Below are 13,048 nucleotides of genomic sequence, written 5' to 3'. Positions count from 1 at the left end.
AGCGCCCCGCGCGGAATCGGCCCGCGGCTGGACGATGCCATCTCAGGGGCTGGCCCCTGAGATGGTGGGTTGCCCCCTGGAATTTCGAGGGGGCAACCCTCCCCCTGAGGGGTCAGCCCCCGTGCTGTCGGTTAGGTGGCGCGGTTAGCGCCCCGCGCGGGATCGGCCCGCGGCCGGGCGGTGCCATCTCAGGGGCTGGCCCCTGAGATGGTGGGTTGCCCCCTGGAATTTCGAGGGGGCAACCCACCATCTGAGGGGTCAGCCCCCGTGCTGTCGGTTTGGTGGTGGTTAGGAGGGGCGCGGGGTGAGGGTGGCGGTTAGGTGGTTCAGGTGGGTGAGCTTGGTGGGGAGGGTTCGCAGGCTGGTGGTGATGGTGGTTTCGATCGTTTCCGGCGTACCCATCCAGCGCGCGGCCGGTGACTCGTCCAGTGCGACGCGAACGTGCTCGCTGAGTACCTGGATGTGGTTCCGGATCACGCTCAAGAAGAGATCCGGTCCGGCCCAGGTCAGTTCGCCGCCGGCTGTTGCGTACGCGTCGAGGATGCGCTTGATTCGATCCGGTTCGCCGGCTCCGAAGATGTACGCGACCCGGCCGGCTTCGAGGGCTGCGCTGTCAGTACGCACGGTGTCCCAGTCGACCAGGACGGGACCGGTGGGCGACCTGACGATGTTGTGGGTTTTGAAGTCGCCGTGCGTTGTGACCACGTCCGGGGCGAGGTCGATGAGCTGCGAGATGCGTTCGGTGGCGGCGAGGAGGTGCGGGATCATGTCGTGACCCAGCTGCGCCCAAGGTGCGTCGCGCTGGCGGGCTTTGGCGAACCAGGCTTCCCACGTCGCCGGCGAATGGATCGCATGCCGCCACCAGCTCGGCAGCCCAACACCGTCGAGCGGCTGCAGCTGATGGATTCGCAGCATCGTCTGACCGAGCCAGGTCGCGACATCTTCGTCGGCCTGCGGCGATTGGTGCTCGATCCATCCGTGGACGCGAAACAGCCGATCCTTGATGCGGGTCACCCAGCCCAGCAGCGGGTTCACCGGCCTGACCGGGCGCGGCATGTCGATCCCCGCGTCGAGCGCCTTCCGCTCGAACTCCATCGCGACCGCCAGCTGATCAATCAGCCGCTCACCCTGAAACTGACCGCCGGTTGTCGGAAAGTACCCCTTCACGAAGTACCTACCATTCGCCGCGTCGACCCGCCAGGTGTCGGTATCACCACGCCTGACATGCACAAGCTCACCACTAGGCACACCCAGCCCAAACGCATCCGCGACTTCATCCGCAGCCGGCGTGTACAAGCTTCCCTCCAGACCAGCCGTCGACGCACTCACCCACGAAGGTAACGCGCAATGCCACCGTGCATAAGAACGGGTAGTGGTGCTCCCACAAAGTGCAAGATCTGCCGCCTGGAGTTCAGTTTGCGCGTAGTAGGCGATTCGTCGAAGATCACGAGATGACACCGCCCGCTGGACCAGGGCAACACAACGTCCTGAAGGTTCACTACGAGCGCGCCGGCACCGAACCGGTCGCATATCTCGACGAGACGTACCACGTCGAGAACGACGGCCGTCGGCGCTTCTATGTGATGGCGGCGGTCGTCGTTCTTGAACAGGACAGAGACCCACTCCGCAACGAACTGGACTCAATCGTTCCATCTGGCTGGTGGCACACGACCAATCAGTTGAGGACCAGGGAAGGCCGCGAGCAGGCACGCGAGCTGCTTCAGGCCTTTCGTGTGCCGGACGAGACCTGCGTCATCGTCGACAAGGTCTCCATCGAGCCGACGGAAACTGATGGAACCCAAGCCCGTGGAGCGGTTCTCGGACGACTCCTCGTTGCCCTGCACAACGCCGAACATGGCGGTCACCCGCCCGTCGGACTGACCGTTGTCGAGGAACACCGGACGGCGCGGATCAACAACTACGATCGCTCCGTCCGTACGCAACTCATCCGGTCCGGGGCGATCACCGAGACGGCGCCCTTCCTTGCTGTCTCCCCGGGTACGGAGCACTTGCTGTGGCTGCCCGATTTGGTCTGCAGCGCCTACCGGCAGAAGTCGGTGTTCCGGCGCGGTGAGATGTTCGAGACCATCGAGAACTGCACTCATGTCGTACAGCTGCCCTAGAAACAGCAAACCCCCGGCTGCCGTAGCTACACCGAGGGCCAACCTGGCTCACGAACCGCGAAGGCAAGAAGCCGAAGTCTTTGCTGTCTTAAACAGTACTAGGACGTTCAAATGATGTCCACCAAGTGCTGCTCTTCACACATGACCGGGTAGCTGTCGCCGTGATCTCAGGTCTGACTGAGGCTCGGAGTACGCGGGGGTGGGTCAGGTGTTCATGAAGTCGGCGGCTTCTTTGATTAGTTGGTTTGTGGTGGGTTGGTCGAAGAAGGTTATTAGGGCTTCGTAGGTGCCGGCTTCGGCTGCTGAGGGGTCTACTACGTAGCCGTAGTAGCCGTCGGTGTAGCCGATGACTCGGGTGATGGGGTGGGTGCTGTCGGACTGGAGGCAGGCGCCGTGGACGGCGAAGAGTTCTACCGGGAGGTTGATCCAGCAGACCTCGCCGAAGGTGACTGTGCTGACCGACAGGTCCAGCGCCGGGGGGAGGTTGGCGGCGGCCATCAGGGCCTGGCCGCGGGCTCCGTCGAGGCGGGTTTGGGTGATGCGGCTGGAGGGGTCGTCGGTGGCGTTGACGCGGGTTTCGACCGCGCTGACGAGTTTCTCCGATTCGTCGGCCGGTGGGATGCTGCGGACCGGCAAGGTGAGGGTCGTACGGCGGATGGCCGGCGCTGATTGTAGGAGCTCGAGGCCCGGTTGGGCGAGCGCCTCGCGGACCCGGCCGGCGAGCAGCGAACCGAGCCGCGTGACCTCGGCCGCCCCACGGCCCTGGCGGGTGAACCGCGGACTGACGTCACCCGCGGCGCCCTGAAGGAAGCCGACGACGGCAGGCGCGAGCGCGGCGCGGGCGGCGCCGGGCCAGTCGGCCGAGTACTGCATGTTCTCCGGACCGTACGTGGTCGGATGACAAGCGAAGTCCAGCAGTACGGCCTCGAGCGAACCGGAGGGTGAATGCAGCGCGAGGATGCCGGCCGTGTTGTCGTGCGGGCCGTTCTTCCGGTGCCGGTTGGTACCCACGCCGATGACCTCGATCGAACGCCACGACGCAGTGACCGGCCGGCGCTCCAACCGGGCCGCGCGGACCGCGCCGATCAACGAGTCGACCAGGTCGGACTCGCGCTCGGCCGGGATCACCGGATGGATTTCGCCGGTCCAGCCGGACGGGCCGGAGTGGGTGTGTGAGGCGGAGACGACGACGTGGGAGGGCGGGATGCCGGCCGCGGCACCGGCGGCCTCGGCCAGCTCGGTGCACAGTTGATGGCCGGCGGCGATCGCGTCGAGGGTGAGCCACAGTACGCCCGGATCGTCGGCGGTCGACAGCCAGATCAGGGTGGCGTTGAGCGGGTCGGCGGTGCCGGTGGACAGGCCGGCGCGGGCGGCGTACCCGTCGAGCCGGTGGCCGGGCGGTGGGGTCACGTCGAGGGCGGTCGCGGCCAGGAGGAGTTCAGTCATTTGAGGGCTCCCGCGGTCATGCCGGCGCTGATCTGGCGATGGAATCCAAGATATACGGCCAGGACCGGAATTATCGAGATGGTGAGTCCGGCGAACAGCCCGGAGAAGTCGCTGTGGTAGCCCTGAGTGACCGCGATGTTGGCCAGGCCCTGGGTGACCAGGTACCGCTTCTCGTCGGTGTTGAGCACCAGCGGCAGCAGGTATTCGTTCCACATGCCGAGGAACTGGAAGATGCCGATGCTGACCAGACCGGGCCTGGCGAGCGGCAGCATGATGCGAAAGAGCACACCCCAATGAGAACACCCGTCCACAAGTCCCGCCTCAGCCAGTTCCTTGGACTGGGTCCGGAAGAAGGCGGTCAGGAAGAACACCGAGAACGACATCCCGTGCGCCGCGTACACCAGGATCAGCCCGAGGTACGTGTTCAGCAGCCCGAGGTTCTGGACCACGAAGAACAGCGGCACCAAGGCCAGGAACCCGGGAAACACCATCCCCGCGACGAACACGTAGTACAGCGCCCGCGACCCCGGGAACTCGAACCGCGCCAGCACGTACGCGACCGCCGACGACAGCAGCAGCGTCAGTACGACACCACCGAGGACGACGACCACGCTGTTGAAGAAGTACGTGCCGATGTGCGACTCGTTCCACGCCCGCGAGAAGTTGTCCCACCGCCAGCGCGTCGGCAGGCTCCACGGGCTGGTGAAGATGTCCTGATCGGACTTGAACGAGCTGAGCACCGCCCACAACAACGGGAACACCACCATCGCGCCCCACACCAGCAGGAACCCCTGCGACACGCCACCCAGCACCCGGCCGCGAACCATCCAGCGCTCCTCAGTACTCGACCCGCTCGCGCCGGGTCAGCCGGAACGTGAGCAGGGTCAGGATCATGTTGATCAGGAACAACGTGACACCGATCGCGGACGCATACCCGAATTTCCCGTACGTGAACGCGTTCGTGTACATGTACAGCGAGATCACCTGGGTCGCATCGTCCGGACCGCCCGGGCCGACCGACAGGATCTTCACCAAGGCGAACAGGTCCAGCGCGCCGATCACCTGGAACGCGAGCGCGGTCTGCACCGTGTTCCAGATCAGCGGCAGCGTCACCCGCCGGAACGACTGCACCGCGCCGGCTCCGTCGAGCGTCGCCGCCTCGTACAACTCGCGCGGGATCGCCGACATCGCGGCCGTGAACAGCACGACGTAGAACCCGACACCGCCCCACACCACCACGGCCATGATCGACCCGAGCGCGGTCTTGCCGTCGCCGAGCCACAACCGCGCCAGCCCGTCCAGGCCGATCGCCCGCAGGAACCCGTTCAGCAACCCGTTCCGCGGCTCGAAGACGAACTGCCACAGCACACCGATGATCGCGATCGACAGCACGCCCGGGAAGAAGTACACGACCTTGTAGATCCGCGACCCCGGTACGCCGCCCTGGTAGTTGAGCGCCGCGGAGAAGAACAGCGACAGGGTGACGATGATGACCGGCAGCGACACCAGCAGGAACAGGTTGTGCCGCAGCGCCACCCAGAACACCGAGTCGTGGAACAGCGTGACGAAGTTCCCGAACCCGATGTACTGGTAGCTCGCCGAAAGTCCTTCCCAGTTCGTGAACGCGATCGGGAACGCCTGCACGTACGGCGACACCACGAACACCGCGTACACGGCCAGCGGAACCGCCAGCAGACTGATGATGAACCGGTACTTCCCGTGGTGCATCAGGCGTGGAACTTCTTGATCGACGGGTCCTTGGCGGTCTCGTCGGCGTACTTCTGCATCTGCTTGCTCCACTCGTCCGGCGTGACCTCGCGGTTCATCAGCGCGGCCATCGCCTTGTCCGAGTTGTCCAGCAGCTTCTTGTACCAGATCCGGAACTGCCAGTCAGCGAACATGTTCGTCCCGGCTGCCTCGATCACCGCCTGCATGGACTTGTTCGCCGACGACAGCTCGACCCCGTCGCTGGCGCCCTTGACCACGGTCAGTGACTTGGTCACCTGGGTGAAGTTCCGCATGCATTGCTTGGACAGGATGATCCGCAGCAGCTCCATCCCGCCTTGCGGGTTCTTCGCCTTCGCCGGCACGATCAGCGCGCCGCCGGGTCCGCCGGTGACGGTTTCGAAGGGCGCCTTGTCCGCCGCCGACATGCCCGGTACGGGGACCATCGTCATGCCGAGGTCCTTCGGTGCGATCGCGCCGAGCTCGTTCTCCAGCCAGCCGCCGCACGGGATGAAGACCGCCTTGCCCTGCGCCCAGTACGTCTGCGACTGCGTGTGTGAGAGCGCTTGCGAGCCCTCCAGCAGGTAGCCCTTCGCGGCCAGTTCCTGGTAGCCCTCGGCGGCCGCGATCAGCGCCGGATCGCGCCACGCGTTCGGCTCCAGGTTGTCGACCTTCTTCTTCAGGTCCGGCCCGGCGGCCTTGTACGCGGTCATCAGCATCGGGTTGGTCAGGTACCCGGGGAACTTGCCCTGGTACGTCCACGGCGCGATGTCCGTCGTCTTCTTGATCTCCGCACAGAGCGCGAGCATTTCGTCCCAGTGCTTCGGGTACGCCCAACCGTGCTTGTCCATCATCGGCTTGCTGTACCAGATCCCGCCGACGCCGAACACGTACGGCATCTCGTACTTCACGCCGTCGTACCGCCCCGCTTCGGCGACGCCGGGGAGCAGCGTGTCACGGACCTTCTTGCCGGGCTCGTCGTACGCGTCCAGGTCCAGCAGCGGGCCGATGTCCATGACCTGCTTCTGCGCGGCCAGGGTGGCACCGTCGAGGCCGACGTTCTCGATCAGGTCGGGCGGGTTGCCCTGGATGAAACGCGGCTGCAGCTGCTGCTGGAGCTGCTGCCCGCTGGTCAGCTTCACGTCCGCCTTCGGGAACTCCTTGCGGTAGAGATCCAGCGGCATCGTGGTCCATTCCTTGCCGTAGCCGCCGTCGAAGTTGAAGAACTCCAGCGGCTTGCTGCCGTCCACCGAGGTCCCGGTGCCGGCGGCCGCGGTCTTGTCCTGGACCGGCTTCGCGCAGGCGGCGAGGGTGGCGACGGCGGAGCCGGCCAGCGCGGCGCGGAGCAGGGTACGACGGTCGACCTCGATCATGGTGCGTCCTCTCGCCGTTGGGGCACGGGCTGGGACATGGATACGCCCGGCGGCCGTCCGGGCGGAAGGGGATTCGACCTCGATCGACAAGATGGACTAGACCACTGATCTGCTCTACGGCAGCGGAATCGCACCGACCAGCCGCGCGGTCAGGTCCATCGGGTTGGTGATCGCGTGCCCGACCACCACCGCGTACGCGCCCGCATCGCACACCCTGCGGACGTCGTCGGGGGTCCGAATCCTGCCTTCGGCAACGATCGGGCAGTCCAGCTTCGCCGCGAGCCGCCGGACCAGTTCGACATCAGGTCCGGCCGGCGGACGGCCATTGGTATAGCCCGACAGCGTCGTCGCGACCACGTCGGCGCCCGCGTCCCGGGCCGCCAGACCGGCGTCCAGGGTGTCCACGTCGGCCATCACCGGTACGCCGAGCTCGGCGTGGATGCGGTCGATCTGATCGGCCAGCGGGCGGCCGTCCGGGCGGGGTCGTAGCGTCCCGTCCAGCGCGACGAGGTCGGCTCCGGCGGCAACGATGCCGGCGGCAGCCTGGTACGTCGGGGTGATGAATACCCCGCTCGGATCGCCGAGTTTGTGGATGCCGATGATCGGCAGCTCGGTGACCGCCCGGATCGCGACGATGTCGTCCGGTCCGTTCGCGCGGATCGCGCCGGCTCCGCCCGCCTCGGCGGCCTGGGCCATCAGCGCCATCCCGGCCGGACCGTACAGCGGGTTCTCGGGACCTGCCTGACAGGACACCACCAGGGTGCCGGGTGCAAGCGCTCTCATCGACGGTAGGTCACGATCAGGTCCGCGTACGTCCCGGTCGGACCGGTCGCGAGCCGTTCGGCGCCGTCGAGCGAGTTGCCGGCGGCTGGGATGAGCCGAGCGCGGGCGGGCAGGGCCGCGCGGACCGGGGTCAGTAGTTGCTCACCGGCGCCCGCGAACAGCCCGCCGACGCAGGCGACCGGCACCGGTCCTTCGCCCGCAAGCTGCGCGACTGCCGCGCCGATCGTCTCAGCGATATCACCAGCGGCGTGTACGAGCACCTCGTGCGCAACCGGATCACCTTCCGCGGCACAACGAAGTACTTCCGGGGCGAAGCGGGCCACGTCGTCGACCAATGTCGACGATCGGTACAGCGTCACCGGGTCGATCGCGGTGTCGGCCAGCTTCGTCACCGGTCCGCGTCCGTCCCGCGCCCGCTGTACGGCGACCAATCCCGCGCGGCCGATCGCGAACGCACTCCCCGCATCACCGAACAGGTACCCGTGACCGTCCAGCTTCCGCCACGTCCCGTCCCGGTCGACCGCGAGACACACCAACCCGGTGCCTGCGGCAACCACCACGCCGTACCCGTCGGGCAACGCCCCGGCGTGCGCGGTCACCATGTCCTGGGTCAACCGCACCTCGTCCGCATCCAGCAGTTCACCAACCTGCCCGGCGAACCGCTCCGCGACCCCCGGAGCCTGTGGATAACCGGTGAGCCCCAGCGCGACCACCTCAACCGGCCCACGCAACTCAACCTCAGCCGCCGCGGCCCGAATCGCGTCGAGCATCCTCACCAGCGCATCCGGCCCATGCGTGTATCCAGGCCCCACGCCGGTCCGCCCCGAAGGCAACACCCGAAGCCGAAGAGCAGACTGACCACCATCAATAGCAATGCGATTCATTGAGGTAGTGGTCGCAGGGACTCCTGGTCAGCTGACCGGCGCCGCGACCGCCTCCCTTCCGAGCTCAAGAAATGTCCATGCTGACTGATTGAGTAGATGCTGTGTCCAGGTTCCGGCTGTATCCGAGTCCGCGGCAGGAGCAGATGCTGCGAGAGCACTGCCGGCATGCCCGCTACGTGTGGAACCTGGCACTCGAGCAGTGGTTGACGTGGACCAAGGGACGGAGGTCGACACCGTCGTACTTCGCGCAGGACCGGCAACTGACCGAGGCTCGAGCCGAGTTCAGTTGGCTCCGCGCCGGGTCCCGGATCGTCCAACAGCAGGCGTTGCGAGACTTCGATCAAGCCGTCCAGTCCTTCTACCGCGGTACTCATCGACGCCCCACCTGGCGGACTGCCGGCGTCCACGAAGGCTTCCGGATCGTCGCACATCAAGCCTCGCGACTGATCAGCAAGAATCGACGATGGGCTGTCGTGCAGGTGCCGAAGATCGGTTGGATACGCCTGCGGGTTTCGCGCCCTGTGCCGGCCAGTAGGTCGTACCGCATCGTCCAGGACCGCGCCGGCCGCTGGTACATCGCCTTTGCCGCCATTCCACCGGAGATTCCCGCTCCTGGCAACGGTGGGGTCATCGGAGTGGACCTCGGCGTCGTCGTCTCGGCGACGTTGTCGACCGGGGAGCAACTGAGCTGTCCTGGGCTGTCGGCAACCGAAGAGGTACGACTGAAACACCTGCAGCGACGGCTCTCCCGTTCCTGCCCGGGTTCCAGGCGACGGCGACGGGTAAAGGCGGCAATCGCCAAGATGTTCGCCCGGGCCACAGATCGCCGGAAGGACTGGGTGGAGAAGACCAGCACCGACCTGGCTCGGCGGTTCGATATCATCCGGGTAGAGGATCTTCGCATCAAGCAACTCGTCCGAAAGCCGAAAGCAAAGCTCGATCCGGCGAGACCCGGCAGGTACCTCCCGAACCGGCGCGATGCCAAGGCTGCGCTCAATCGCGGCATTCTGGCCGGCGGCTGGGGTGCCTTGATCGTTCGTTTGGAGGACAAGGCACCTGGACGCCTGGAGAAAGTCAGCCCCGCTTTCACATCGCAGACTTGCAGTGTCTGTGGGCACTGCGCACCGGAGAATCGCGAGAGCCAAGCGCTCTTCCGGTGCGTCGCCTGCGGGCACCGAGCCAACGCAGACGTGAACGCAGCAGTCAATATCGCGGCCGGGCGGGCCGTCAGAGCACGCCGAGAAACGCCAGCAGTGGTTTCGTCGAAGCGTGAACCTCAACGCACTACCTCCGCGTAGTAGTTGGAATCCCTGTCGGTCATGATGGGGAGGACGTCAACCAGTGCGAGTAGTCCTGCCAGGGGAGGTGCCAGCGGTTCACCTTGCGGGTACGGCGGTCTTGGCCGGCGGTGTCGTTCGCGGTGAGGCGGACGGTGCCGAGGTTCTCGTCGTACATCACGGCGGGTGAACCGGTGAAGTGCAGCGTACCCACAGGTTCCCATGGGGTGTGGCCGCCGCGGACGTCGATCATGGAGCAGTGGTGGATTCGGCGGTCGGCGGCCAGTACGTAGACCTCGATGGCGTCGGCGCCCGGGTTGAAGGCGACCACTGGGTCGTCGGCGAGTTCGAGGTCGCCGAGTTGCTGCCAGCGGCCTTGGCCGGCGCGGTCGTCGAGGTAGGTGTGGTGCAGGTGGTTGTCGGTGCCGCGGACGTAGATCTCGTAGGAGTTCCACGGGTCGTTGCGGGCCCAGGCTGGTTCGCCGGCTGCCTCTAGGTCCCCGAGGATTGCCTGGACGCCTCCTTGACGGCGGATGATCCGGCCGTCGGCGCGGAGGTGGAAGGTGGGCTCGGCTGGTTCCCCGGCGAGGATCGAGTCGAACTCGGAGCGCACCGAAGCAACGACCTCATTCCTTCCGGCGGTTTCAACCTCTGGGAAGAAGGGTTTGCCCTGGAGGTACTGCATGGCGGCGATCAAGGTCGGCGCGACTGACCAGCCGGTTTCGACGCAGTACGGGCCCCAGCCGATGTCGGCGTTCGAGCCGAAGTACTCCCAGGCCTCGAAGTCGAACGCGCGCTGCCACGTACCGTGCAACTGCTCGTCGTCCGGATCGTCGATCTGAATCCGGCTCAGATAATCAAGCACCCCCTCGGCGAGCTCCGCGAAGACCGGCTCGCCGGTGATCTGGTGGACGATCGGCAGCGCCCAGGCCGCGAACGGCGAGCCGTACAGCTGGTCCGTGACCGGATCGCCGTTCGCCTGGAAGATCGAGGCCTCGTCCACCCCGTACGCCTCGTTGCTCGGCGGGCACTTGCCGTCCCACTCGGCGAATCCACCGTCCGGACCTTGGCGGCTCTTCAAGTACGCGGCCAAATCGAGCAAGGTCTCCAGGTACAAGGGCTTGCGGGTGTAGAAGTACCCGCCGGCCAGCGGCAGCAGGAACCGCCCTGCCTCACAGGTCCGGCTGGTCTCCAACCGCGCGCGCGGATGATGCGACGCCATGTGGTCGAGCCCGCGCTCGGCGATCTCCAGGTACGACGGTTCGCCGGTGATCCCGTACGCGTAGAGGTACGCGCACAACGCCGAGCTCTGCCAATGCGACGTCAGATCCAGACCGTCCTCGATCGGGCTCCGGCCGAACTCGTCCCAGCCCTTCACCATCAGCGTGGACGGCGTACGCCACGGGTCGACCTGCAGCCCGAGCTCGGTGTTCGCGGTCCGGATCAGCGACTCGACCCCGCGCAGCCCGGCTTCGAGGTGACCGGAGATCAACGCGAACAACGAGATCCAGCCGCCGTCGTCGGCGAACAGATTGTTGGTCCGGGTCAGGTCGGTCCGCGAGCCGCGCGGTTCGAACGCGCCGTACAACGGGTTGCGATCGGTGAGCTGCTCTTCGTCCACAACCTGCCGCATCAAGTTCGCCGCGATCGCATGACCGCGCGGGAAGTCGGCGAGGTCGGCGTACAGCCGGAACGCGTGCGCGGTCTGGGTGTAGCAATCGCCCCGCGGCACCGGCCGGAACGGCAGCTTCCCGTCGAACCCGATCTCGTTCGAGAACCCTTCCGCGACGCCGCGCGACCCGTCCGGCGCGTCGTAGAACATCCCGGCCCGGTCGAACCAGGCGATTCCCCGATCGACCATCCGCCGATACCGCTCGGCCCGCGAGCCGACCGTCACCGTCGCGCTCTGCTCGCCGACAACGAACGTGTGCTCACCATCGGGAAGCACCGTCGGCTCCGACTCGTACCTGCCCGGTGAGACCTCAGTCAGCTCGACATCCGCGACCGGTGGCTTGGCCCCAGACCGCACCACCACCTTGACCGGTTCGCCGGATGCGACCCAGACGCGGGGTTCGGTGAAGACTTCCACGTCGGTGGGCGCTTCGGTGCCCGTGAGTTCGGCGACGATGAGTTGGAGCAGTCGCGTCCACCGGCGTACGGGTTTGTAGCGGCCGCGGACGTGATGGCTCAGCGCGGTCGTCGCGTACAGCAACCGCCCTTCGCCGACCGGGATGTCGAGCAGAGCCGGGAACGTGTGCTCGGGCGGACCGAACACCGCCTTGTGCGTACCGGCGACCGAGCCGTACGTCAGCAACTCGACCAAACCTTCCGGCGCAATCACCTCCTGCGCCCGGGACAGCTGCTCGTCGAGGATGCTCAGCGGCTCGATCCCGGCCAGCGCTTCCCGCGTGAAGATCCGTTCGATATGCGCGTCCCGTACCGGACCGGCCGGCAGGAACCCGTCGTCGAGCGTGTACTCGACATAGACCGACCCGCCCGCGCGCACGTACTCCGCCAATCGCGAACTGTCGATCCGCCCCGGCTCCGGATACGTGCCCGCGAGCACAACCACCGCCCGGTATCGGGCCAGCTCCACGGGCAGTTCATCGTACGTTTCGTACGCGAGACCGGCCTGGTCGAGGGCAGCGGTGAAGGCGGCCGCCGGGCCGGGTGGTCCGATCAACGCAACAGACGATGCAGGCACCGATTCACTGTCGCGGACGAACCCGACCCGGTAAAGCACTCCGGCTAGACCACTTCGAACCGGACCGAACGACGCCGGCTAGTGGATTGCGAGCTGGCGGCTGCCCGCGAGGACGGTGGCCAGCGGGGCGCCGGTGAGGTGGATGCTCGGGCTGGTCCAGTCGTTCAGGATGGGGGCTTCGGTGGCGAGGTGATCGGCCAGCTCGGACTGGCTGAGTTCGAAGATGTGGGCGGCGTTGCCGGTGAGGTCGACGACGGTTTGCATCAGGCGCGTGACCTGGTCCTCCCAGCGTGCGTCCTCGAACTCGTGCTGGTCCGGCCGGATCAAAAGCAGGTCGACATCGCTGTCCAGATCGCCGTCGGCGCGGGCGATCGCGCCGTACACGCCGGCGTGGACGGGCGGGATAAGCCAGCGGCTGAATTCGTCGGTGAGGCGGGCGACGAGCGTACTGCGGAGGTCCGCGAGTTGCTCGACGATCGGCGCGACGAGATGTTTGCGGTTGAGCCGGTAGAGCAGTGAGTTGCCGAGGTCGTCGACGTGGACGAGACCGGTCGCGGCCAGCCGCTGCAGCACCAGGCGTACGCCCGCGACGCTGCCCGAACCGGCGAGCTTGTGGATCTGCCGGCCGGACAGGCCCTCGTCGGCGCGGGCCAGCACCTGCAGCACCGGGCCGTCCAGCGACGGAACTGCGGTACTGATCGGATTCCCGAGATCCATCTGGTCAACCTAGTAA

Annotated in this window: 11 protein-coding genes; 2 read left to right on the top strand and 9 right to left on the bottom strand. The window is 66.6% G+C overall.

Annotated features, from left to right (window positions below):
• Positions 1-288: 288 nt before the first annotated feature.
• On the bottom strand, positions 289-1,329 hold the full coding sequence (locus tag ABD260_RS13295) for a phosphotransferase (RefSeq protein ID WP_344233766.1): 1,041 nt from the start codon (positions 1,327-1,329) through the stop codon (positions 289-291).
• Between the two features lie 122 nt (positions 1,330-1,451).
• On the opposite strand from ABD260_RS13295, the gene ABD260_RS13290 reads away from it, so the two are divergent.
• Positions 1,452-2,123, top strand: coding sequence for a hypothetical protein (locus tag ABD260_RS13290; protein WP_344233765.1), 672 nt, complete (start codon positions 1,452-1,454; stop codon positions 2,121-2,123).
• A gap of 204 nt (positions 2,124-2,327) precedes the next feature.
• On the opposite strand, the gene ABD260_RS13285 is transcribed toward ABD260_RS13290, so the two are convergent.
• From ABD260_RS13285 to ABD260_RS13260, 6 genes are all read right to left on the bottom strand, one after another.
• Positions 2,328-3,569 (bottom strand): hypothetical protein, encoded by a 1,242-nt coding sequence (locus ABD260_RS13285; RefSeq protein ID WP_344233764.1) that lies wholly within the window; start codon positions 3,567-3,569, stop codon positions 2,328-2,330.
• Positions 3,566-4,396: a carbohydrate ABC transporter permease gene (locus ABD260_RS13280; protein WP_344233763.1), complete on the bottom strand. Its 831-nt coding sequence runs from the start codon at positions 4,394-4,396 to the stop codon at positions 3,566-3,568. The genes ABD260_RS13285 and ABD260_RS13280 overlap by 4 nt, the downstream gene beginning before the upstream one ends.
• Before the next feature lie 10 nt (positions 4,397-4,406).
• Complete coding sequence (locus ABD260_RS13275; RefSeq protein WP_344233762.1) at positions 4,407-5,297, bottom strand: carbohydrate ABC transporter permease; 891 nt, start codon at positions 5,295-5,297, stop codon at positions 4,407-4,409.
• Positions 5,297-6,667: an N-acetylglucosamine/diacetylchitobiose ABC transporter substrate-binding protein gene (gene ngcE, locus ABD260_RS13270; RefSeq protein WP_344233761.1), complete on the bottom strand. Its 1,371-nt coding sequence runs from the start codon at positions 6,665-6,667 to the stop codon at positions 5,297-5,299. The genes ABD260_RS13275 and ngcE overlap by 1 nt, the downstream gene beginning before the upstream one ends.
• Positions 6,668-6,781: 114 nt before the next feature.
• Positions 6,782-7,450 carry an N-acetylmannosamine-6-phosphate 2-epimerase gene (locus ABD260_RS13265; protein ID WP_344233760.1) on the bottom strand — a complete coding sequence of 223 codons (669 nt, stop codon included), beginning with the start codon at positions 7,448-7,450 and terminating at the stop codon, positions 6,782-6,784.
• Entirely contained in the window at positions 7,447-8,334 is an 888-nt protein-coding gene (locus ABD260_RS13260; protein WP_344233759.1) for an N-acetylglucosamine kinase, read from the bottom strand. Before ABD260_RS13260 ends, ABD260_RS13265 begins: the two co-directional genes overlap by 4 nt.
• Positions 8,335-8,435: 101 nt before the next feature.
• Between ABD260_RS13260 and ABD260_RS13255 the strand changes: the two genes are divergently transcribed.
• Positions 8,436-9,632 carry an RNA-guided endonuclease InsQ/TnpB family protein gene (locus ABD260_RS13255; RefSeq protein WP_344233758.1) on the top strand — a complete coding sequence of 399 codons (1,197 nt, stop codon included), beginning with the start codon at positions 8,436-8,438 and terminating at the stop codon, positions 9,630-9,632.
• Positions 9,633-9,651: 19 nt separating this feature from the next.
• Here the strand turns inward: ABD260_RS13255 and ABD260_RS13250 are convergent, their stop codons facing one another.
• Entirely contained in the window at positions 9,652-12,315 is a 2,664-nt protein-coding gene (locus ABD260_RS13250) for a hypothetical protein (protein WP_344233757.1), read from the bottom strand.
• A gap of 78 nt (positions 12,316-12,393) precedes the next feature.
• On the bottom strand, positions 12,394-13,032 hold the full coding sequence (locus ABD260_RS13245; RefSeq protein WP_344233756.1) for a hypothetical protein: 639 nt from the start codon (positions 13,030-13,032) through the stop codon (positions 12,394-12,396).
• Positions 13,033-13,048 lie beyond the last annotated feature (16 nt).

Origin of the sequence: Kribbella hippodromi (assembly GCF_039531045.1) — a bacterium.
Lineage (GTDB): Bacteria > Actinomycetota > Actinomycetes > Propionibacteriales > Kribbellaceae > Kribbella > Kribbella hippodromi.
This window is presented reverse-complemented; position numbering and strand designations above follow the sequence as displayed.